At 64.7% G+C, this 22524-nt stretch carries 20 protein-coding genes; 9 read left to right on the forward strand and 11 right to left on the reverse strand.

Going from position 1 to position 22524, the window contains the following annotated elements:
• Nucleotides 1-117: 117 nt before the first annotated feature.
• The 7 genes from G7020_RS00615 to G7020_RS00645 all read right to left on the reverse strand — a co-directional run bounded on the left by G7020_RS00615 (nucleotide 118) and on the right by G7020_RS00645 (nucleotide 10768).
• Nucleotides 118-1578 (reverse strand): sodium-dependent transporter, encoded by a 1461-nt coding sequence (locus tag G7020_RS00615; RefSeq protein ID WP_181082120.1) that lies wholly within the window; start codon nucleotides 1576-1578, stop codon nucleotides 118-120.
• Between the two features lie 148 nt (nucleotides 1579-1726).
• On the reverse strand, nucleotides 1727-2386 hold the full coding sequence (gene maiA, locus G7020_RS00620; protein ID WP_181082121.1) for a maleylacetoacetate isomerase: 660 nt from the start codon (nucleotides 2384-2386) through the stop codon (nucleotides 1727-1729).
• Entirely contained in the window at nucleotides 2376-3359 is a 984-nt protein-coding gene (locus tag G7020_RS00625; RefSeq protein WP_181082122.1) for a fumarylacetoacetate hydrolase family protein, read from the reverse strand. Before G7020_RS00625 ends, maiA begins: the two co-directional genes overlap by 11 nt.
• Nucleotides 3359-4498 (reverse strand): homogentisate 1,2-dioxygenase, encoded by a 1140-nt coding sequence (locus tag G7020_RS00630; RefSeq protein WP_181082123.1) that lies wholly within the window; start codon nucleotides 4496-4498, stop codon nucleotides 3359-3361. The genes G7020_RS00625 and G7020_RS00630 overlap by 1 nt, the downstream gene beginning before the upstream one ends.
• A gap of 31 nt (nucleotides 4499-4529) precedes the next feature.
• A complete protein-coding gene (gene hppD, locus G7020_RS00635; protein WP_181082124.1) occupies nucleotides 4530-5630 on the reverse strand; it encodes a 4-hydroxyphenylpyruvate dioxygenase in 1101 nt (366 codons plus the stop codon).
• Nucleotides 5631-6031: 401 nt separating this feature from the next.
• A complete protein-coding gene (locus G7020_RS00640) occupies nucleotides 6032-7117 on the reverse strand; it encodes a Glu/Leu/Phe/Val dehydrogenase (protein ID WP_181082125.1) in 1086 nt (361 codons plus the stop codon).
• A gap of 180 nt (nucleotides 7118-7297) precedes the next feature.
• Complete coding sequence (locus G7020_RS00645; protein WP_181082126.1) at nucleotides 7298-10768, reverse strand: indolepyruvate ferredoxin oxidoreductase family protein; 3471 nt, start codon at nucleotides 10766-10768, stop codon at nucleotides 7298-7300.
• Nucleotides 10769-10966: 198 nt separating this feature from the next.
• On the opposite strand from G7020_RS00645, the gene G7020_RS00650 reads away from it, so the two are divergent.
• Nucleotides 10967-11434, forward strand: coding sequence for an Lrp/AsnC family transcriptional regulator (locus G7020_RS00650; RefSeq protein WP_181082127.1), 468 nt, complete (start codon nucleotides 10967-10969; stop codon nucleotides 11432-11434).
• A gap of 6 nt (nucleotides 11435-11440) precedes the next feature.
• Here the strand turns inward: G7020_RS00650 and G7020_RS00655 are convergent, their stop codons facing one another.
• The 3 genes from G7020_RS00655 to G7020_RS00665 all read right to left on the reverse strand — a co-directional run bounded on the left by G7020_RS00655 (nucleotide 11441) and on the right by G7020_RS00665 (nucleotide 13568).
• Nucleotides 11441-11863, reverse strand: coding sequence for a DUF192 domain-containing protein (locus G7020_RS00655; RefSeq protein ID WP_181082128.1), 423 nt, complete (start codon nucleotides 11861-11863; stop codon nucleotides 11441-11443).
• 146 nt (nucleotides 11864-12009) lie between these two features.
• Nucleotides 12010-12891 carry an RluA family pseudouridine synthase gene (locus G7020_RS00660; protein ID WP_181082129.1) on the reverse strand — a complete coding sequence of 294 codons (882 nt, stop codon included), beginning with the start codon at nucleotides 12889-12891 and terminating at the stop codon, nucleotides 12010-12012.
• A gap of 410 nt (nucleotides 12892-13301) precedes the next feature.
• A complete protein-coding gene (locus G7020_RS00665) occupies nucleotides 13302-13568 on the reverse strand; it encodes a PepSY domain-containing protein (protein WP_181082130.1) in 267 nt (88 codons plus the stop codon).
• A 177-nt stretch (nucleotides 13569-13745) separates the two neighbouring features.
• Here G7020_RS00665 and G7020_RS00670 point away from each other — a divergent pair, with 177 nt between their 5' ends.
• From G7020_RS00670 to G7020_RS00695, 6 genes are all read left to right on the forward strand, one after another.
• Nucleotides 13746-14054, forward strand: a complete 309-nt coding sequence (locus G7020_RS00670; RefSeq protein WP_181082131.1) for a PepSY domain-containing protein — start codon at nucleotides 13746-13748, stop codon at nucleotides 14052-14054.
• Nucleotides 14054-14356 carry a PepSY domain-containing protein gene (locus G7020_RS00675; RefSeq protein WP_181082132.1) on the forward strand — a complete coding sequence of 101 codons (303 nt, stop codon included), beginning with the start codon at nucleotides 14054-14056 and terminating at the stop codon, nucleotides 14354-14356. The genes G7020_RS00670 and G7020_RS00675 overlap by 1 nt, the downstream gene beginning before the upstream one ends.
• Complete coding sequence (locus tag G7020_RS00680) at nucleotides 14356-15021, forward strand: response regulator transcription factor (RefSeq protein ID WP_181082133.1); 666 nt, start codon at nucleotides 14356-14358, stop codon at nucleotides 15019-15021. The genes G7020_RS00675 and G7020_RS00680 overlap by 1 nt, the downstream gene beginning before the upstream one ends.
• Nucleotides 15018-16346, forward strand: a complete 1329-nt coding sequence (locus tag G7020_RS00685; RefSeq protein ID WP_181082134.1) for a sensor histidine kinase — start codon at nucleotides 15018-15020, stop codon at nucleotides 16344-16346. Before G7020_RS00680 ends, G7020_RS00685 begins: the two co-directional genes overlap by 4 nt.
• Nucleotides 16347-16504: 158 nt before the next feature.
• Nucleotides 16505-16726 (forward strand): hypothetical protein, encoded by a 222-nt coding sequence (locus G7020_RS00690; protein WP_181082135.1) that lies wholly within the window; start codon nucleotides 16505-16507, stop codon nucleotides 16724-16726.
• Nucleotides 16727-16782: 56 nt separating this feature from the next.
• Nucleotides 16783-17049 carry a hypothetical protein gene (locus G7020_RS00695; RefSeq protein WP_219852520.1) on the forward strand — a complete coding sequence of 89 codons (267 nt, stop codon included), beginning with the start codon at nucleotides 16783-16785 and terminating at the stop codon, nucleotides 17047-17049.
• 54 nt (nucleotides 17050-17103) lie between these two features.
• On the opposite strand, the gene G7020_RS00700 is transcribed toward G7020_RS00695, so the two are convergent.
• Complete coding sequence (locus tag G7020_RS00700) at nucleotides 17104-17319, reverse strand: hypothetical protein (protein WP_181082136.1); 216 nt, start codon at nucleotides 17317-17319, stop codon at nucleotides 17104-17106.
• A gap of 214 nt (nucleotides 17320-17533) precedes the next feature.
• On the opposite strand from G7020_RS00700, the gene G7020_RS00705 reads away from it, so the two are divergent.
• Both G7020_RS00705 and G7020_RS00710 read left to right on the forward strand, forming a co-directional pair.
• Nucleotides 17534-18781 (forward strand): exonuclease SbcCD subunit D C-terminal domain-containing protein, encoded by a 1248-nt coding sequence (locus tag G7020_RS00705; protein ID WP_181082137.1) that lies wholly within the window; start codon nucleotides 17534-17536, stop codon nucleotides 18779-18781.
• The gene (locus G7020_RS00710; protein WP_181082138.1) at nucleotides 18778-22431 is read left to right on the forward strand and encodes an AAA family ATPase; all 3654 of its coding nucleotides are present in this window, start codon (nucleotides 18778-18780) and stop codon (nucleotides 22429-22431) included. Before G7020_RS00705 ends, G7020_RS00710 begins: the two co-directional genes overlap by 4 nt.
• Nucleotides 22432-22524: the final 93 nt, after the last annotated feature.

The raw sequence follows: 22524 nt of genomic DNA on the forward strand, positions 1-22524 counted from the left end.
GCTCTGGGGATAGCTTTAAAGATCACGTATTACCAAATATTCACAGATTTGATATTTCACGCCTCGGATACAAAAAAACCAGCCGCATACGCGGCTGGTTTTCTGAACAGATGCGGATCAGCTATCAGTCAGGGCCGGCAGCCCCCGTGGCCGCAAGGCCTCGCCAAGCACCGTCAGCAGACCAATTCCGGCAGCGATCCAGTACCAGCGCTGCAGCGGGTCGAAGCCCAGCCAGCCGAGGGCGTGCAGGAACACCATGAGGATCAGCACCGGGCAGACGTAGCGCACCATGTACAGCCATAGCGCGTAGCCGGTCGGCGACAAGCCCAGTTCATCGCGCATGATCTGCGAGCGCAGGCAGTAACCGGCGAGCACGGCGATGAAGATGCCCCCCAGCGGCATCATCCAGCGCGAGGTCAGGTAGTCGAGCCCGTCGAACACGGTGGTCCCGAACAGTTTCCACTCGGCGCCGACGTTGAACGAGAGCATCGCCAGCAGGCTGATGGTCAGCAGCACCGCGCCGGAACTTGCAGCGGCGCGCCTGCGGCTGAGGCCGTATTTCTCGTTCAGATAGGCGACGGTGGCCTCGATCATGGAAATCGCCGAAGTCAGCGCCGCCACCGAGACCATGGCGAAGAACAGCACACCGAAGGCAGTGCCGAAGGGCATCTGCTGGAAGGCCAGCGGCAGGCTCATGAAGATCAGCCCCGGCCCGGCACTCGGGCTCATGCCGTTGGCGAAGATGATCGGGAAGATCGCCAGGCCCGCCAGCAGCGCGACGCAGGTATCGGCAATGACCACGGTGAAGGTGGTCCGCGCGATAGACTGGTCATCCGGCAGGTAGGAGCCATAGGTGAGGATGGCGCCGGAGGCCAGGCTCAGGGTGAAGAAGGCATGCCCCAGCGCGGCCAGCAGTGCTTCGCCGCTGAGCCTGGAGGTGTCGAAGCTGAACAGGAAGGCGAAGCCCTCATCGAAGCCGCCACTGGTGAAGGCATAGCCGACCAGGATCAGCAGCATCACCGCCAGCCCCGGCATCATCCAGCGGAAGGCCCGTTCGACCCCGGCCTGCACGCCCTTGCCGACGATCCACAGCGTCAGTAGCGCCACCAGCACGCTCCAGCCGCCGAGCGCCCAGGGGTTGGCGTTGTGCGTCTCGAACACCTGTGCCAGCCCCTCGACGCTGCTGGCCGCCAGCGAGCCGTCGAGCATCTTGACCGTGTAGGCGAAGGCCCAGCCGGCCACCACCACGTAGAAGCAGAGGATCATGAAGCCGGCCAGCATGGCCATGGTTCCGACCAGCTTCCAGGCCGGATTGCCGTTGTTCTCACGCACCACCCTGGCGATGGCGTCGATGGGACTGCCGCGACCGCGCCGACCGATGGCGATCTCGGTCATCATCAACGGGATACCGATGGCGAAGATGCAGGCCAAATACATCAGAACGAAGGCGCCACCGCCGAATTCGCCGGTGATGTAGGGAAACTTCCAGATATTGCCCAGGCCCACCGCCGAACCGGTCGCGGCCAGGATGAAGCCCCAACGGGACAGCCAGAGGTTTTTCGGTTTTTCACGAGTCATGCGTCACCTGCTTGTTTTTATCTGTGACGGATCGAACCCGCCGCGTTCGTGGCGCGACGGAGTGCACGCAAGGTTGTGGGTAATTCGGTTCGCGGTGTCCTCATGGGTGTTGATGCGCGAAAGCGCAGCCGCTCGCGCGCAGGTCCATTCAGTTCGCGTCTGGCTGCACCTCCGGAGCGGCATTAGCGAAGGCTTCCAGCACCTCGCAGCGGGCAACCCGCGCGAGGATGCGCGGATAGGCATCGAGCGGGCAGTCGAAGCGGCGGGCGTTGTAGACCTGAGGCACCAGGCAGGCCTCCAGGTAGCCGGGGCGCTCACTCATGGACAGGCCGTCGCGGAAGTCGGCCAGCTCCTGCTCCACGGCAGTCAGGCCTTGAGCAACCCAATGCCGGTACCAGGCGGCCTTCGCCTCGTCATCCACACCCAGTTCGCCTGTCAGGTACTGCAGCACGCGCAGGTTGTTCAGGGGGTGGATTTCGCAAGCGATATGCAGGGCCAGGGCGCGCACGCGGGCACGCTCCAGTGGATCGGCCGGCAGCAGCGCCGGCACCGGAAATACCTCGTCGAGGTATTCCAGGATCGCCAGCGACTGGCTGATGCGCGCGCCACCGTTGCCCTCGTCCACCAGCAGCGGCACCAGTTGCTGCGGGTTGAGGGCGCGGTACGGCTCGCCGCGCTGCTCGCCGCCGTCCCTGACCAGGTGCACCGGCACCTGCCGATAGGCCAGGCCCTTGAGGTTCAGTGCGATGCGCACCCGATAGGCGGCGCTGGAGCGCCAGTAGGAGTAGAGCGTCAGCTCAGCGCCCATAGCGCTCGACCTGCTGATCGATGGCACCGAAGATGCTCTGCCCGGCTGCGTCGAACATCTCGATGCGCACCCGGTCGCCGAACGTGAGGAACGGCGTCTTCGCCTCGCCGTGCTCGATCATTTCGAGCATGCGCTTCTCGGCCAGACACGAGGAACCGGCGCTGCGGTCGTAGTTCGACACCGTGCCCGAGCCGATGATGGTGCCGGCGCCCAGCGCACGGGTGCGCGCGGCATGGGCGACCAGGGTCGGGAAGTTGAAGGTCATGTCGGTGCCGGCGTCCGGCTGGCCGAACAGCTCGCCATTGATGTGCGAGACCAGTGGCCGGTGCACCTTGCCGTCCTTCCAGGCTTCGCCCAGCTCGTCCGGCGTCACCGCCACCGGCGAGAAGCTCGACGACGGCTTGCTCTGGTAGAAGCCGAAGCCCTTGGCCAGCTCGCCGGGGATCAGGTTGCGCAGCGACACGTCGTTGACCAGCATCAGCAGCTGGATATGCGAGGCCGCTTCGGCCTGCGTCGCGCCCATCGGCACATCGCTGGTGATCACTGCCAGCTCGCCTTCCAGGTCGATGCCCCAGGCCTCGTCGGCCAGACGGATCGGGCTGTGCGGCGGGATGAAGGTATCGGCGCCGCCCTGGTACATCAGCGGATCGTGCCAGAAGGATTCCGGCATCTCGGCGCCGCGCGCCTTGCGTACCAGCTCCACGTGGTTGACGTAGGCGCTGCCGTCGGCCCAGTGATAGGCGCGCGGCAACGGGCTGTGGCAGGCGCCCTGGTCGAAGGCGAAGGCCAGCGCCTCCAGGCCGTCGTTGAGGCGTTGGTAGACCGCCTCCAGCTTCGGCCTGCAGGTGTTCCAGTCATCCAGCGCCAGCTGCAGCGTGGCAGCGACCTGCGGCACCTTGACGGCGCTGGCAAGATCGCGCGAGACCACGACGAGCACGCCGTCGCGGCCCTGGTTGAGGGATGCGAGTTTCATCAGGATTCCTTGCCCGGCGCACGCCAGGAGTTGACGTATTCGGGAACATCGACGGCGGCGGCCGCCTCGCCGATCTCCAGCGCGCGGCGGGTATCGATCATCACCGCGACCTCGTCGGCGAAGGTCGCCGGGTCGGTATTGGCCTTGTTCAGCGCCTTCGGATGCGGCCCGTGGGGGAAGCCGCAGGGATGGAAGGTCACCATGCCCTGCTCGATGTTGTCGCGGCTGAAGAAGTTGCCGCGGTGGTAGAACAGCACTTCGTCGTAGTCGTCGTTGTTGTGGAAGAACGGCACCTTCAACGCACCGGGATCGGTCTCCACCGGGCGCGGAGTGAAGGTGCAGACCACGAAACCGTTGGCGACGAAGGTGGTGTGCGCCGACGGCGGCAGGTGGTAGCGATGGCTCACCAGCGGGCGGATGTCGCGCCAGTTGAGCCGCACCACGGTGTTGTCGCCATGCCAGCCGACCACGTCCAGCGGGTTGTAAGGGTAGGTTACGGTGGTGATCTGGTTGCGCCGCTTGATGCGGATCTGCCAGGGGTTCTCGTCCTGCTGCGCGCGGAAGGCGTCGTCCAGGCGCGGATGGTCGAGCACGGCGGGGTCGAATATCGCGTGCGGGCCGACCAGGCCTTTTTCCGGCAGCTGGTAGGCGCCGTCGGTGTTCTCGATCAGCAGCATGAACACCGGCTCGCTGGCCTCGATGCGCCATGCGGTGCCGCGCGGGACCATCAGGTAGTCGCCGTCGCGGAATTCCAGGTGGCCGAAATCACAGTAGAAATGCCCGGCGCCCTCGTGGATGAACAACAGGTCGTCACCATCGCTGTTGCGCACCAGATGGCGCATGGCGCCGTTGGTCTTCCACAGGCGCAGCCTGATATCGGAATTGTGCAGCGCCAGCGGCGCCTGCAGCGGGCAGTCGCCCTCGCTGGGAATGTGGTTGAGGTTGAAGGCGTGCGGGCGCAGCGGGCCTTCCCAGTCGATCCAGCCGGTCGGCGGATGCTTGTGATGCAGGTGCGAAGCCGGGCCGAAGAAGCCTTCGCGGCCCATTTCGCGCTCGAAGGTGCCCTGCGGAAAATCGCAGTGCGCCTGACGCGAGCACTGCCCTTCGCGGATGGGAAAACTGATCCATTTGCGGCTCATGTGGCTCTCCTCGTGATGTCTGGCTCCGGGCTTATTCGTCGGCCTTGATCACGCCACGGCGCAGCTGGTCTTCCTCGATGGATTCGAACAGCGCCTTGAAATTGCCCTCGCCGAAGCCCTGGTTGCCCTTGCGCTGGATGATTTCGAAGAAGATCGGGCCGATCACCGTGTTGGTGAAGATCTGCAGGAGGATGCCGTCATCGCCCGACGTACCGACGCCCGGCGCGCCGTCGATCAGCAGATTCAGCTCGCGCAGCACTTCGGTGGGCTCGCCATGGCCGGCGACGCGGCTATCGACCTTCTCGTAATAGGTGTCCGGGGTGCTCATGAAATCCACGCCGTTGGCGCGCAGGCGCCGAACTGTCTCGTAGATATCGTCGGTACTCAGGGCGATGTGCTGGATGCCCTCGCCGTGGTACTCGCGGATGAATTCCTCGATCTGCGACTTGTCGTCTGCCGACTCGTTGATCGGGATGCGGATCTTGCCGCAGGGCGCGGTCATCGCTCTTGAAAACAGCCCGGTGAGCTTGCCCTCGATATCGAAGTAGCGGATCTCGCGGAAGTTGGCGATGCGCTCGTAGAAGCCGGACCAGACGTCCATCTGCCCACGCATGACGTTGTGGGTCAGGTGGTCGATGCATTGCAGGCCGACGGCATTGTCGTTCGGCGTGCGTCCTTCGATGAACTCGAAATCAACGTCGTAGATGCTCTTGTCACCGTAGCGGTCGACCAGATACAGCAGCGAACCGCCGATGCCTTCGACGCAGGGGATGTTCAGCTCGCCGAAGTTAGCATGGCTGCCCACCAGTGTCGCGCCCTGGGATTCGACGTAGGCGGCGGCCTGGGCGGCGTTCTTCACGCGGAAGGCCATGGCGCAGGCGCTCGGCCCGTGCTTTTCGGCAAACTCGCGGACATGCCCGGTGGGGCTGCCGTTGAGCACGATGTTGATGTCGTGCTGCTGAAACAGCCAGACGGCCTTGGAGCGGTGCCTGGCGGTTTCGGTGAAGCCCATCTGGGTGAACAGCGTGCGCAGCTGCTGGATGCCTTCATCGTTCGGCGCGGTGAACTCGACGAACTCGAAGCCGTCGGTGCCGATGGGGTTGTGCTGCTCGATCTTGGTCACGGCGTTCATCTCGCCTCCTGTTGTTGTTTTGGGCTGACCAGGGCGCATAACCCTGCAAGGTGTCGCAGCCATCACAAACCAGCCTGACTACGGTAACAAGCGTCAAAAACGGCCCTATGGCCCGGTCATCAGGCGCAGATGCGTCAGCTTTTCGTTACACGGCCAAAACCACGCCGGGCCGTGGCTGCAGCGCTTTCCAGGCGTAACGAAAAGCTGACAGGGCGATGCGACAAGCTGCCGCACCCTGATCAGAGCAAGGCGCGCAAACCCGCCGCTACCGGCCTATGAGCGTCGGTTTGGCGGGCGCCCCCACAAAACCAGCTCAGTGCAGCGGCAAGCCAAACACACACGACCCGCCAGCTGGCGGGTCGTGAGGTTTGGCTGGGCTGCGAGCCGGAAGGCGCCTGGGGTCAAGCGTGCAGACGCAGCGCCTCCGGCTGGCCGCCCGCTTCGAGCCGTTCGATGGCCAGGCGCTCGGCGATGACCGAGGTCGGCTCGCCACTGGCGGTGGAGCGGGTGAAGATTTCCCTGAGCGTGTCGCCGATGCTGCGTACATGGCTGTCGATCTGCGCCGCGCTGCCGCCGCTGCGCTGGTAGTAGACGTCGATGATGCCGCCGGCATTGATCGCGTAGTCCGGCGCCCAGAGCTGGTTGCGCCGCTGCAATGCTTCGCCGATGGCCGGCGTGGCCAGCTGGTTGTTGGCGGCGCCGGCGATCACCGGCGCGCGCAGCAGCTCCAGGGTCTGTTCGTTGAGGATGCCGCCCATGGCGCAGGGCGCGAACACATCGACGTCCAGGCCGTAGATATCTTGCGGACGCACCACATGCGCGCCCAGCTCGTCCATCGCGCGTTGCAGGTTGGCCTCGAAGACATCGCAGACCCACAGCTCCGCACCCGCGGCCTTGAGCCGGCGCGCCAGGCCCAGGCCGACATGCCCGACGCCCTGGATCGCGACCTTCAGCCCGGCCAGGTCATCACGCCCGAGGCGCTGGCGTACCGCCTCCTGCAGGCCGGTGAACACGCCGAGCGCCGTCGAGGGCGACGGGTCGCCGCTGACGATGCTGCCATCCAGGGTGGTACGCGACGCGGCACCGGCCACGTGCCGGGTGCGCTGGGCGAAGGTCTGCATTTCAGCGTCGCCGGTGCCCGAATCGGCGGCGGTGATGTAGCGTCCGCCAAGGCTTTCGACGAAATCGCCCATGGCATGCAGCAGCGCCTGGCTCTTGCCGGTGTGCGGATCACCGATGATCACCGCCTTGCCGCCGCCGAGTGCCAGGCCGGCCAGCGAGGACTTGAGCGTCATGCCGCGCGACAGCCGCAGCACGTCGCGCAGGGCCTCGTCCTCGCTGGCATAGGGGAACATTCGGCAACCGCCCAGCGCCGGCCCGAGGCGGGTATCGTGGATGGCGATGATGGCCTTGAGACCCGACGCCTGGTCATGGCAGAAGACCACCTGTTCGTGCTGGTCGAAATCGGGATGAGCGAATACGGACATGGTTACCTCGCTGGTCGTTGTCTGGCCCGGCTCCGCGCTCCGGAGCCCTGCATTTGTGACATCCCCATGCTCCGGCGTGGGGACGTCACCGGGGATGCTCCGCGTCCTGAACACTGGAGCGCTCTACAAGCGGTTCCCACGCAGGAGCATGGGACTATCAGCCTTCAGTGGCGCACCCACTCACGCCGCCGGCTGGAACAGCCGCACATTCTGCACCTCATCGCCCCTGTCGAAACGCTCGCGCAGCAATTTTTCCTGCTGCCGCACCTTGGCGATGGCGCGCTCCTTCACCGGGCCATAGCCGCGGATCTGCTCGGGCAGCGCAGCGATAGCGACGGCGGTGCGATAGTTGGTGGGCTTGAGTCGGGCCAGCAACTCATCCACGGTCTTTTCGTAATCGGCGATCAGTTGGCGTTCGACGCACCGATCATGCCCATAGCCGAACGGATCCAGCGGCGTCCCGCGCAGAAAGCGGAATTTCGCCAGCACGCCGAAGGCATCGAGCATCCACGGACCGAACTCGCGCTTGCGTGGCTCGCCGGTCTTGGGGTCGATCCTGGCCAGCCAGGCCGGCGCCAGGTGGAACCGCAGCCGGTAGTCGCCCTCGAACTGCGCCTCCAGTTGCTGACGAAACGCGGGGTCGCTGTACAGCCGCGCCACCTCGTACTCGTCCTTGTAGGCCAGCAGCTTGAAGTAGCAGCGCGCCACCGCCTTGGACAGTGCCAGATCGTCCGCCGTATCGGCCTCGCGCACGCGCTCCACCACCTGACGATAACGTCGTGCCAGGCCGGCGTTCTGGTACTGGGTAAGGAAGTCCACGCGCCAGTCGACGATCTCTTCCAGGGTTCTGCGGATCGGTTCGACCGTTTCCAGCGGGCGCGCCAGCTGCTCCACCTCTTCAGGCTCCAGCACCGCACGCCGGCCCCAGCGGAACGCCTGGCGGTTGAGCTCGGTGGAGGTGCCGTTGAGTTCGATGGCCTTCTCGATGGCCTCGGCGGTAACCGGCAGCAACCCCTGCTGATAAGCGAAGCCAAGCAGGAACAGGTTGGTGGCGATGCTGTCGCCCATCAGTCGCGTGGCCAGCCGGGTAGCGTCGACGAAATGGGTCTTGTCGGCGCCGACCGCATCGGCGATGGCCTGGCGCATGGCCTCGCCGGGCACTTGGGCATCGGGGTTGCGGGTGAACTCGGCGGTGGCCGATTCATGGCTGTTCACTACGGCGTTGCTGATCTGCTCGTTCAGCCGTGTCAGCGACTCATCGCCAGCGGCGACAATCAGGTCGCAGCCCAGCAGCAGATCGGCTTCACCGGCGGCGATGCGCACGGCGTAAATATCACTCTGCTTCGCCGCGATGCGCACATGGGTGGTCACCGGACCGAACTTCTGCGCAAGGCCCGCCTGGTCTAGCACCGTGCAGCCCTTGCCTTCCAGATGCGCAGCCATGCCGATCAGTGCGCCGAGGGTGGTCACGCCGCTGCCGCCAACGCCGGGAATCAGCACGTTCCAGGGCCGCTCCAGCGAGGGATGTTGCGGCTCGGGCAGCGCCGCCGCCTCGATGCCGTGGCCCACCGCCTCGGGCTTGCGCAGCTGGCCGCCATGCACGGTGACGAAGCTCGGGCAGAAGCCCTCGACGCAGGAGTAGTCCTTGTTGCAGGCGTTCTGGTCGATCTCGCGCTTGCGCCCCAGTTCGGTCTCCAGCGGCGACACCGACAGGCAGTTGGATTTCTCGCCGCAATCGCCGCAGCCCTCGCACACGGCGGGGTTGATGAACACGCGCTTGGCCGGGTCTTCCAGCTTGCCGCGCTTGCGTCGCCGGCGTTTCTCGGTGGCGCAGGTCTGGTCATAGATGATCACCGAGACACCCTTGAACTCGCGCAGCTCGCGCTGCACGGCGTCCAGCTCGCGGCGATGGTGGAAGGTCATGATGGGCGCGAAGCCGTCGCGGCTGGGGTATTTGTCCGGCTCGTCGCTGATCAGGGCGATACGCTTGACACCTTCGTCGAACACCTGCCGGCTGAGCTGATCGACCCGCAGTTCGCCGTCGATGGGCTGGCCGCCGGTCATGGCCACGGCGTCGTTGTAGAGGATCTTGAAGGTGATGTTGACGCCCGCCGCCACCGCCGCGCGTAGCGCCAGGCTGCCGGAATGGAAGTAGGTGCCGTCGCCAAGGTTCTGGAACATATGCGGGGTGTCGGTGAACGGCGCCTGGCCGATCCAGTTGACGCCCTCGCCGCCCATCTGGGTGAAGGTCTCGGTGCGCCGGTCCATCCACTGCACCATGTAGTGGCAGCCGATGCCCGCCGAAGCACGGCTGCCCTCGGGCACCTTGGTCGAGGTGTTGTGCGGGCAGCCGGAGCAATAGTGCGGCGTGCGCACGGTGCTGTAGCTGCGCGCGGCGAGGGCCTTTTCCTTGGCATCGAGGAAGGCCAGCCGCGACTGGATCATCTCGCTGGTGAGGATGGGTTCCAGGCGTTTGGCGATGACGCGGGCGATCATCGCCGGGGTCAGCTCGCTGAGGTTGGGCAGCAGCGAACGGCCCTGCTCGTCGAACTCGCCGACCACTCGCGGGCGCTTGTCCACTGGCCAGTTGTAGAGCTGGCCGGTGAGCTGGTCCTCGATGATGCTGCGCTTCTCCTCGACCACCAGGATCTCGTCCAGGCCACGGGCGAATTCGTGCACCGAGACGGGCTCCAGCGGCCAGCTCATGCCGACCTTGAGCAGGCGCAGGCCGATCTGCGCACAGAGTTCTTCGTCCAGGCCGAGGTCATTGAGCGCCTGGCGCACGTCGAGGTAGGACTTGCCGGTGGTGATGATTCCCAGGCGCGGACTGGGCGAATCCAGCATCACCTGGTTGAGGTTGTTGGCGCGGGCGAAGGCGCGCGCAGCGTAGATCTTGAACAGGTTGAGACGCTTTTCCTGGGCCAGCGGCGGGTCCGGCCAGCGGATGTGCACGCCATCCTCGGGGAGCTGGAAATCCAGCGGAATGCGCGTCTGTACCCGCAGCGGATCGACCTCCACCACGGCGGAGGAATCGACGTTCTCGGCGATGGTCTTGAGCGCCACCCAGCAGCCGGAATAACGCGACAGCTCCCAGCCGATGATGCCGTAGTCGAGGATTTCCTGGACGTTGGCCGGGTTCAGCACGGGAATCGAGGCCGCGATAAAGGCATGCTCGCTCTGATGCGGCAGCGTCGAGGACTTGCAACCGTGGTCGTCGCCGGCCAGCAGCAGCACCCCGCCGTGGGGCGAGACGCCGGCGGCGTTGGCGTGCTTGAAGACGTCGCCGGCACGGTCCACCCCCGGCCCCTTGCCATACCACATGGCGAACACGCCGTCGTATTTCGCACCGGGAAACAGGTTGGCCTGCTGACTGCCCCAGACGGCGGTGGCGGCCAGTTCCTCGTTCAAGCCCGGCTGGAAATGGATGGCGTGCTGCTTGAGGTAGTCGCGGGCGTCCCAGAGGCTCTTGTCGAGCCCGCCCAGCGGCGAGCCGCGATAACCGGAAATGAAACCACCGGTGTTCAGGCCTCGGGCCTGGTCACGCTGGTGCTGCAACATCGGCAGGCGGGTCAACGCCTGGGTGCCGGTGAGGTACAGATGACCGGTCGCAAGCCGGTATTTGTCGTCCAGACGGATCTCGGCCAGAGTCATGGGGCGCTCCTGTTGTTGTTATCGGAGTCAGGGCGGCGTTGTACGCACCCGCCTGGCGAAAACCGCAGGGGATCACCCCGCTTTTCGCACCTGTCATGAGTCTGGCCGTGACGGCGGGAGATTTCCTTTCTATTTTTGCGATAGATGCGCGGTTGCGCGCATGATCGATCCACTAAAAACAAGAAAGCAGGAACAACCATGCAGACATCCCTGAGCAGCCTCGACCGCAAGATCCTTCTGCTGCTGCAGCACAACGCCGATTTGTCCGCCGCGGAGATCGCCGAAAAGGTGGAGCTGTCGCAGTCGCCGTGCTGGCGACGCATCCACCGCATGCAGGAGGAAGGACTGATCGAGCGCAAGGTCGCCCTGCTCAACCCGAAGAAGCTCGGGCTGAACATGACGGTGTTCGTCAACATCAAGCTGTCCGCTCACGGGCGCAGCAACCTGGATGAATTCGAGCAGGCCGTGGTCGGCTATCCCGAGGTGATGGAGTGCCACACCATGGCTGGCGAGTCGGACTACCTGCTCAAGGTGGTGGCCAGGGATATCGACAGCTACGAGCGTTTCCTGCGCGACCAGTTGCTGCAACAACCCCACGTGCAGGAAGCGCACTCGCACATCGCCATGAGTGAAGTGAAGCGCACCACCGAGCTGCCGCTGGACTGAATATGGCTAAGAGCCCGGCAAGCCTTTCACACTATCCCCGGCTTCGATCCCGTTTGTCCCGAACCAGCCCCGATTGACCTCCAGCGCATAACGCGCTGGCTTGCGCGAACAGCGGATCGTCTCGCTCAGCGGCTCAAGATCGATCAGATCGACGACGCTCCCCTCTTCATCCAGAAAGGCAGCGGACAGCGGCAGCGGGGTGTTCTTCATCCACAGGCAATGGCGGCGAAAATCATCGAAACGGAACAGCATGCCCCGGTCAGCCGCCAGTTCGGTACGGCCCATCAGACCTCGCTCGCGCTCGGCTGGTGTGTGGGCGTATTCGGCGCGCAGTGGTGCAGTGCCGACCTTCAGTTTGAGCAGGGTTTCGGCATTGGCGAAAATCGGCCAGACCAGGCCGGTGGCGAGCAACAGACGAAAAATACACATCGGGGCTTCACTCGTAGCGGAAAGGCCATGTCCCCATCATGAGTTGCGCGAGGCAGGCGCTTTTGAGGGAGGGGCCTGAGTCTGGCACCACATGAGTGGAACATGACCATCGGAAAAGGCGGAGCATAGACGGCCATGGGCAGCGGCTACCAGTCCAGCTGCAACTGGCTCTCGAAGGTGCGCCGTTCGCCAGTCAACGGATCGCGAAATGCCAGCCCACGCGCCAGCAGTTTCAACGGTTTGTCATAGTCGTCCTGATCACGCCGCGCTCGCTCTATCAGCTCGGGATAGAAAGGATCGTTGCAGATACCAGCGCCCAGCGTAGCCATCTGCAGGCGCAACTGGTGCTTGCGCCCGGTCACCGGGTACAACGCGTAGCGCCAGAACTCACCACGGCGCTCCAGCACCTCGATACGGGTCTCGCTGTTGGGTTCGCCGTCGCCCTTGCACATCAGGAAGAAGGGCTCGCCCTCGACCATGTGCAGCCGCTGCCGGCGCGGGAACTCCAGCGCCGGCAGCGCCGGGCAGATCGCCTCGTAGCACTTGTCGATCCGGCGCTCGCGAAACAGCGCCTGATAGGCGCCACGGCTGGCCGGATGGGTGGAAAACAGCACCAGCCCGGCGGTGAGCCGGTCGATACGATGAATCGGCACCAGATCGGGATTACCCAGCCGCTGGCTCAGGCGCGCCAGCAGGGTTTCGTTGACGTATCCGCCCGCCGGCATCACCGGCAGAAAGTGCGGTTTGTCCGCCACCAGCAGATGTTCGTCGAGGTGCAGGATGCGTTCCTCGAAGGGAATCGGTCGCTCGTTGGGCACCTCACGAAAATAGTGAACCCTCAGCCCGACCTGATAGGCATGCGCCACATCGAGTGCCTGACCATCAGCTCCCAACACGCGGCCACGGGCGAAGCGGTCAAGCCAGATAGCGCGGTCGATGGTCGGGAAGTGAGCGCACAGGCAGTCGAGCACAGTACTCCAGTCACCCTGGGGCAAATGCAGCGTGCTGCGGGCGTTGGAAGCGGACATGGTGACAGGGGCATCGGCGAAAGGGATGCCGATGATAACCGAGTGACCTGAAGCAACGCAGACCTTGCGCCGGCTTCAAGAAAGCTTCGTGGCTGAAGCCACTCCCACAGGTCCGGTATACGCCAACCCATCGTGGGAGCGGCTTCAGCCGCGAATGGGAGCGCCAAAAGCTCGCGAATGAATTCGCTCCCACAAAAGCAGCCGCCTCGTGCAACAGGTCATTGGGCTATGGCCAAGACCTGCCACGCTGGCCATGTACAGACCTACCTGTAGGAGCGGACTTGTCCGCGAATCGATACCCGAACCATCCGCGCGGTTTCGTTCGCGGCCAAGGCCCCTCCAACAGTCCGCGCGCACCGCAAACCCTGTGGGAGCGGACTTGTCCGCGAGCTTTTATGCCCCGGCATCGATCAGTCTTCCTTCTCCTTGGTCATTTCCCCGGTCCGGCCATCCATCTTGAACTCCCACACCTTGCCGTCGGCCTTCATGCCTTCGCCTTCCCAGACATCATCATCGGCGCTGATGGAGTGCAGCTGGGTATAGCCGGCAGACTTGGCCTTCTCTACCGCCTGCTCAAGGGTAATCCAGTCGGCGCCGGGCTTGTCGGCCAGCGCGATCCCGCTGGCGGTTCCGAGAACGACTACGGCAAGGGCAGCGGTCAGTTTCTTGTGATACATGGCTATATCCTTTTTCTGGTTTTCGAGACACGGCTGCGTTGCAGCCCTGCTAGATACGAGCCTTGGCGCCCAACAGGGTTCCTTGCAAGTGTTTCAATTCGTGGCAAACGTCATTCAGCTTCGCGTAAGCCAGGCTTCGTAATCTGTGCCTGTCCAAACCCACAGAGGAACACGAACATGAAGAACCTTACCCTCCTGATCACCGCCGCCACCCTCGCCCTTGGCGCCAACCTGGCCATGGCCCGTGACCTCGGCCCGGACGAAGCGCTGAAGCTGCGCGATGCCGGCACCATCCAGTCCTTCGAAAAGCTCAACGAAGCGGCGCTGGCCAAACACCCCGGCGCCACCATCGAAGAAACCGAACTGGAAGAAGAATACGGTCGTTTCATCTACCAGCTTGAACTGCGTGATGACAAAGGTGTGCAATGGGACCTGGAACTCGACGCCAAGACCGGCGAAATCCTCAAGGACCACCAGGACGACTGATGCGCAACACCCTCCTCACGCTTTCGCTGGCCTTGCTGCTCGCCGCCACCCCGGCGGCGAGTCGCGACCTGGACCAGGACGAGGCCCTGAAATTGCGCCGCGAGGGGCTGATCCTGCCGCTGGAAAGCCTGCTGCAGCAGGCCATGCAGCGTTATCCGGGCGCACGTTTGCTGGAGGCCGAGCTGGAGGAGGATGACGGCATCTACATTTATGAAATCGAACTGCTCACCGCCGACGGCATCGCCCGCGAACTGGAACTGGACGCGCGCGATGGCCGCCTGCTCAAGGACGAGGAAGACTGATGCGCCTGTTGCTGGTCGAAGACAGCGTCCCCCTGGCCGACGAACTGCTGGCCAGCCTTGGCCGCCACGGTTATGCCATCGACTGGCTGGCCGATGGCCGCGATGCCGACTATCAGGCCAGCAGCGAACCCTATGACCTGATCGTTCTCGACCTCGGCCTGCCCGGCAAACCAGGCCTGGACGTCTTGCGCGACTGGCGCGCACGCGGCCTGGCCACGCCGGTGCTGATCCTCACCGCACGCGACTCCTGGGCCGAACGTATCGAAGGGCTCAAGGCCGGTGCGGATGACTACCTGACCAAGCCGTTTCATCCTGAAGAATTGCTGCTGCGTATCCAGGCATTGCTGCGCCGCGCCCATGGCGTGGCCAATCAGCCATTGCTGCAGGTCGGCGGGCTGGCGCTGGACGAAGCGCGCCAGCGTTGCCGCAAGGATGATCAGGACATCGAGTTGACTGCGGGTGAATTCCGCCTGCTGCGCTACTTCATGCTGCATCCTGGCCAGTTGCTGTCCAAAACCCAGCTGGCCGAACACCTCTACGACGGCGAAACCGAGCGTGATTCCAACGTCATCGAAGTGCACGTCAACCGCCTGCGCGGCAAGCTGGGCCGCGCCCTGATCGAAACCCGCCGCGGCCAGGGCTATCGCTTCGGCGGCGGCTCTTGAAGTCGATCCAGCGCAGCCTCAGCCTGGGCCTCGTGGCGGCCCTGCTGATCGTCAGCCTGCTGCTCTTGCAGACCAGCCTCTGGCTGTTCGAAGCCGGTTTGCGGCGCAGCCTGGAAACCGATCTGCGTGAGGAAACCGAAGGCCTGCTGATTGCCGTGGTGCAGGGCACGGACGGCTTCAGACTGGACACCACCCGGCTCAACCCTCGCTACCAGAGGGCCTTTTCCGGCCACTATTTCCGTATCGACCTGCCCGGGCGCAGCTGGCGCTCGCGCTCGCTCTGGGACGCCTCGCCCGAATGGCCGCAGCGCCAGGGCCTGGCCGATGAACTGAGCGAGGGGCCGCAGGGCCAGCGGCTGCTGGCTTACCGCGCCGAATACCAGCGCGACGGCCAGCGCATCGTCATCAGCGTCGCACAGGACTACACGCCAATCCTCGACAGTTTCCTTCAGGTTCGCCTCGGCGGGCTCGGCCTGGTCGGGGTAGCTCTACTGGTGTTCCTGCTGCTGCAGCGCTACGCGGTGACGCTCGCCATGCAACCGCTGGAACGGGCGCGCCAGCAGATTGCGCAACTGCAACAGGGCCAGCGTCGGCAGCTCGATATCCAGCCGCCCCACGAGCTGCAGCCGCTGGTGGCGCAGATCAATCACCTGCTGGCGCATACCGACGACACCCTCAAGCGCTCGCGGCATGCCCTGGGCAACCTCGGCCATGCGCTGAAAACGCCGTTGGCGGTGCTTGGCAGCCTGGTCCAGCGCGAAGAACTGGCAGCGCACCCGGAGTTGCAGGCAGGCCTGTGCGAACAGCTGGCGCAGATCCAGCAACGGGTCACGCGCGAACTGGGCCGCGCGCGCATGGCCGGCGAGGTGCTGCCCGGCGCCCATTTCGACTGTGCGCAGGAACTGCCGGCGCTGTTCGAGACGCTGCAGATGATCCATCCGCGTGAACTGAGTCTGCACTGGCATGCACCAGTCGACTGCCGACTGCCCTGGGATCGTGAGGACATGCTCGAACTGCTCGGCAACCTGCTGGACAACGCCTGCAAATGGGCGCGCTCGCAAGTGCGGCTGGAGATCGAACAGGACGCCGGCGGCTATCGGATCACCATCGAGGATGACGGGCCGGGGATTCCCGAAACGCTGCGTGACAATGTGCTGGCGCGTGGCGCACGCCTGGACGAACGCGCCGAGGGGCATGGACTGGGGCTTGGTATCGTGAGGGACATGCTCACCACCTGGAATGGCCAACTGGCACTGGAGCAGGGTTCGCGAGGGGGACTGCGGGCCAGCATTCAATTGCCGCTGCCCAGGCAGGCCACGCACTGACGGGGTGCTGCCGATAGAAGCCTCGTGGCTTAATCCGCACAGCGCGCAGGTGGCGTGTGATGAGGGTGTGAGGCTACCAACCAGGTGCGTTTGCGCGCTCGCGGGTAATGATGCACCATCGCTGGAATGAATCCTGACCTTCATTTGGAGGCTTTCCGATGCTTCATACCATTCCTGCGGAATTGATGCCGGACGGTTCCATCCGTTTTCTCGAACCACCGCCGGAGCTGACGCAAAAGCCTCTGCGGGTGCTGGTGACGTTCACGGAACCAACGGATGAAGCCTTGTCGGGCCTGGCCTTGAGTACGCCAGCGCTGGCCGAAGACTGGCTGCGGGAAGAAGAGGACGCCGCATGGGCACACCTGCAACCCGCGCGGTAGTCCTGCTGCGATTTCCATACTCGGACTTGTCGTCGAGCAAGTTATGACCGGCTCTGTTGCTTGGCAAAGCAGGGCGTGGCGATTGGGTGCTGTGCCAGATCACCAGTAACCCTTACGCGGATGCCAGCGCCATCAGCCTGGAGGACGAGGACTTCAACGAGGGCGGCTTGCAGCGCACCAGCTACATTCGCCCCAATAAGCTGTTCACGGCCAACGAGGCACTTTTTCAGTCTATTGCCGGTGTGGTTGACGCAGACGTTCACCGGCGCACCGTCGCTGCTCTTATCGAGCTGCTGCAAGGCCCGGCTTCGGCTGACGCTTGAATGGCGCGCTCCCACAGATAAATTCCACTGTTTTGCGGGGCTCAGCCGCGAACGCTACTGCACGCGCGCCAGCTCGTTGCGCATATCTTCCAGAATGGTTTCCACCAGCAGGCCGTTGCCGACCTGCCCGTCCGACACCAGGCGGATGGCCTCGGTGCCCTTGAGCGGATAGCCGATACGTACCACCAGATTGCCGTTGGACTGCGGCTCGACACGGGTCTGGTATTCGGCGGGAAAATTATCGGCCAGGTGGCGGGACAGGGTTTTCATCAGGCATCTCATGAACTGATCCTGTTACAAAGACCCTGTGATTAACTAGGAGATTCCTACCGTTCATCGGCTGACATCCGGCTGTCATGGAACCGCAACTTGCAAAGCTGCGCCACACAAGCGCCGCATCCGAAGCAGCAGGTTCGCCGAAGCCCCGGGCACAGCTCCTATAATGGCCGCGCCGACACCTTCATATCAGAACAGAATTCCTCGCATGCGCCTGATCCACACCTCCGACTGGCACCTCGGCCAGACCCTGCACGGCCAGGAGCGCGACCATGAACACGCGCAGTTCCTCGCCTGGCTGCTCGACCAGCTCGTGGCCCGGCAGCCCGACGCCCTGTTGATCGCCGGGGACATCTTCGACACGGTCAACCCGCCGCTCAAGGCCCAGGAGCGGCTTTACGACTTCATCGTCAGCGCTCATGAAAGGCTGCCACGACTGGACATCGTCATGATCGCCGGCAACCACGATTCGGGCGGGCGCATCGAGCTGCCAGCGCCGCTGATGAAGCGCCTCAACACCCGTGCCATCGGGCGTATCAGCTGGATCGAGGACGGTCAGCTCGACCACCAGCGGCTGCTGCTGCCGCTGCACGATGCCGAAGGCGAGGTGGCCGCCTGGTGTCTGGCGCTGCCCTTTCTGCGCCCCGCCGAAGTCACCGGTTTCGCTGCCGGCGAGGACTATCTGGCCGGCATAGGCCAGGTCCACCAGCGCCTGGTCAGCGCCGCCGAAGCCGTGCGCCAGCCGGGCCAGGCACTGATCGCCATGAGCCACGCGCACATGGCCGGCGGCGCGGTATCGGAAGAGTCCGAGCGCAACATCGTCATCGGCCATGCCGAGGCGCTGCCGGCCAGCCTGTTCACCGAGAGCATCGCCTACGTCGCCCTCGGCCATCTGCACAAACCGCAGCGCGTGGCCGGCCAGGAACGCATCCGCTACAGCGGCTCGCCGCTGCCGCTGTCGTTCGCCGAAGTCAATTATCCGCATCAGGTGCTGCTGGTCGAACTCGACGGCGAGTATCTGGAAAAGATCGAAAGCCTGCCGGTACCGCGTGCCGTGGAAATGCTCCGCATCGGTCGTGCGCCGCTGAGCGAGGTCATCGCCCAGCTCGAAGCCCTGCCTGCGGCGGGCCTGTTCGCCGAACATCTACCCTGGCTGGAAGTACGGGTGCAGCTGGACGAGCCCCTGCCGGACCTGCGCCAGCGCATTGAAACGGCCATCAGCGGCAAGGCCTGCCGCCTGGTGCGCATCGCCAGTGAATATGCCGGCAACCGCGGCGATACGGAGACCGAAGAGCTGCTCGGTCTCGATCAGATCACGCCGGAAGAACTCTTCACCCGCGCCTGGACGGAACGCTTCGGCAACCCACCGGACACCCAGGCACTGGAGGATTTCGCCAACCTGCTGCAAAGCGTCGAACTCTCGACCGAAGAGACAGCTGAAGGAACAGCGAAATGAAGATCCTCGCCATCCGCCTGAAGAACCTCGCCTCCCTGGCCGGCGAGCAGGTCATCGACTTCACCGCCGAACCCCTGGCCAGCGCCGGCCTGTTCGCCATCACCGGGCCGACCGGCGCCGGCAAGAGCACCATTCTCGACGCCCTGTGCCTGGCGCTGTTCGGCAGTACGCCCCGGCTGGCCAGCGTATCGCCGCTGAACAAGGTGCCGGACGGCAGTGACGAGATCGGCGGCGGCGACGAACGCAACCTGCTGCGCCGTGGCTGCGCCAGCGGCCATGCCGAAGTGGATTTCATCGGCGTGGATAACCACCGCTACCGCGCCCGCTGGGAGGTCAAACGCGCCCGCGAGAAAATCGACGGTCGCCTGCAGGCCAGCAACCAGAGCCTGCTCGATCTGGACAATAACCAGCTGCTGGCCAGCGGCAAGAAACGCGAGTTCAGGGAGCTGCTCGAAGCCCGTCTGGGCCTCACCCTATCCCAGTTCACCCGTGCCGTACTGCTGGCGCAGAGCGAGTTCTCCGCTTTCCTCAAGGCCGACGACAACGAGCGCGGCAGCCTGCTGGAAAAACTCACCGATACCGGTCTCTACAGCCGTCTGGGCCAGGCCGCCTTCGAAGCGGCCAAGCACGCTCGCGACACCCTTGCCCAGCTGCAACAGCAGGCCGGTGGTGTGCAGCCACTGGCGCCCGAAGACCGCCAGGCACTGGACGACTGTCACGGCGAGCAACTGAACGAATTGAAAGGCCTCCAGCAGCAACTAAAGACGCTGGAATGGCAGCGCCAGTGGCTGACCGAGCGCGCGCGTCTGCAAGAAGAGCGCGACACCACACAGCTCCAGCTGCAGCAGGCCGAAGGCGAACATGGGCGCCTTGCCGATGCTCGCCGTCTTCTCGCCCTGTCCGAACGACTGGCCCCGCAACGTCACCGTTTTCTGCGCCAGACCGAGCTGCCGCTATTGCTGACGCAGGCCGATGCCACCCGGGCGCGTCAGCAGAGCGCCCACGACACCCTGCAAAAGCGCCTGGACGAACTCGAACAGCTCCAGCAACAGGCCGGCGCGCAGCTCAGGGTTGCCGAACAGACGCGTCTTGATGCTGAACCCGCGCTGGCCCTGGCCCGCCGTGAAGAAGAACGCCTGCACCATCTGAGCGCCGACCTTGCGCAACTGCACGAAGAAAGCCGACAGGCCGAAGACGCCGTCACGGCAGGCGCAAGCGGCCTCGGACAGCTGACCGAACAGCACCAGCACGCCACCGCGCAGCTGGACGAACTGAGCCACCAACTCCAGGCCAGCATCCTGCTGCAACCACTCTGCGCCAGCTGGTCCGCCTATCGGCCACGCCTGCAGCAGTTGGTGCAACTGAGCGCACGCCTGGGTCTGGGCCGCGACGAACTGCCGGCACTGGAGCAGCGTGCCCAGCTTACGAAACAGGAAGAAGGCCAGGCCCGCACAGCGCTGGATGCCCTGCAGCGGCAACTGGGCAGCGAAGTCGGGCTTGCCGAGCAACTGCCCCAGCTGCATCGGCAACTGGACGACTGGCGCCTGGCCGAACGCGAACATGAAAGTCTGCAGCAACTCTGGAAGCAGCAACTCGATCTGCTCGCCGAACAACAGGCCCTGCAGGCCGAGGGGACCCGGCAGCAGGCCGAACTGGACGAACTGACCGCCCTTGGCAAGCAACTACGCAGCGAGCGCGACAGCGCCGAACAGGCGCTGAAGGTCACGCTCGAATTGCTCGATCGTCAGCGCCTGGCGCGCAGCGAAAACGTCGAAGCCCTGCGCGCGACGCTGGTGCCAGGCGAACCCTGCCCGGTGTGCGGCAGCGACGAACACCCCTGGCATCAGGCCGACGCGCTGCTGGCCAGCCTCGCCCGGCAGGACGACAACGAAGCGCAGCGCGCACGCCAGGCCTTGCAGGCCCAGGACCAGCGCCTGCAGGAGTTGCGCGACCGCCACACCACCCTGAACACCCTGATCCGCCAGGGGCAACAACGCCAGACGGCACTCGCCGACGACCTGCAGAAACAGACCCAACACCTGCAAACGCTGCCCAGCCATACGCACCTGTTGCAGCAGCCGCAAACCGAGCGCCAGCACTGGCTGGAAGATCAACTGACCCGGCTCAGGAGCGACATCGCCGAAGCCAGTCAACGGCAACAGACCCTGCTCGACCTCCAGCAACGCAGCCACAGCCTGCGACAGACCTGGCAACTGGCTCACGACGCCTGCAAGGAGGCCAGCCAGCAGCTCGCCCGGCAACACGAGGCGCTCGCCCGTGACAGCCAGCGCCTCGACGAGGAGCTGGCCGAATTCGCCAACCTGCTGCCCACCGAACAGCTACGGCGCTGGCATGAAAATCCTGCGCAGCGCTTTATCGAACTGGACGCGCGGATCGCCGTGCGCCTGCAACAGCTGGAACAGCAGGCCGAACAGGCCGAGCAACTGCGCCACTACGAACAACGGCTGAACGCGGAGCGCCGCGAACAGGCGCATCGCCAGGAAAGACAGCAGGCCTGCGCCGTACGTCTCGCCGAACGTGAAAGCCAGTTGCAGACTTGCCGGCAGGCCCTGCGGCTCAGTCTCGGCGAACAGCCCGGCGCCAGCGTCTGGCAGCAGCAGTTGGACAGCACGATCCAGAACGCTCGCCAGCAGCAGGCGGAGATCGAACGCCAGCTCAACGACGTCAGACTCGAACTCGCCCACCTGGCCAGCGAACAGCGCAATTGCCAGCAGCGCCACGACGAACTGCGGCATGAGCGCGATGAGCTGGCTGGCGAGCTGGCGAGCTGGCGCGCCGCACAGCCCGAGCTGGACGATGCGACCCTGACTCAATTGCTGCACATGGACGACGCCCTGCTCGCCGAAGCGCGCCAGCGCCTGCAACACAACGAGCAAACCCTGACCCGCTGCCGCGAGCGCCTGGAAGGCTGCAGCCAGCGCCTTGCCATGCATCTGGCGCAGCAGGCCGAAGTGCCGGATGCCGAAACGCTGCAACGCTGTCATAGCGAACAGTCGCAAGCCTGTGAGGACAGCGAGCGACGCTGCGCCGAAACCCGCGCCCGGCTGCTGGACGACGACAATCGGCGCAACCGGAGCCAGGCGCTGCTGGCGCAGATCGACGCGGCCATGGCGGAAAACCAGCGCTGGGGCAGGATCGCCGCGCTGATCGGCTCGTCCGATGGCGGCGCCTTCCGCAAGATCGCCCAGGCCTACAACCTCGACCTGCTGGTACAGCATGCCAACGTGCAACTGCGCCAGCTCGCCCGCCGCTACCGCCTGCAGCGTGGTGGCAGCCCGCTGGGGCTGCTGGTAATGGATACCGAAATGGGCGATGAACGGCGTTCGGTACATTCGCTATCCGGTGGCGAAACCTTCCTCGTTTCCCTGGCGCTGGCCCTGGGCCTGGCCTCGATGGCGTCGAACAAACTGAAGATCGAATCGCTGTTCATCGATGAAGGCTTCGGCAGCCTCGACCCCGAATCGCTGCAGATCGCCATGGATGCCCTCGACTCATTGCAGGCCCAGGGCCGCAAGGTCGCGGTGATCTCCCATGTCGCGCAGATGCACGAGCGCATTCCGGTACAGATTCAGGTGCAGCGCATGGGCAATGGCCAGAGCGGCCTGCGCATCACGGACGGCGCAGGCTGAACAACGGCGCCAGAGGCGCCTGTTTCAGCTTCAGGCCTGGGCTTCTTGCCAGCCCATTCGCGACTGAAGTCGCTCCCACGAAAGCCCGTATGC

Origin of the sequence: Stutzerimonas stutzeri (assembly GCF_013522825.1) — a bacterium.
Taxonomy (GTDB): Bacteria; Pseudomonadota; Gammaproteobacteria; order Pseudomonadales; family Pseudomonadaceae; genus Stutzerimonas; species Stutzerimonas stutzeri_AK.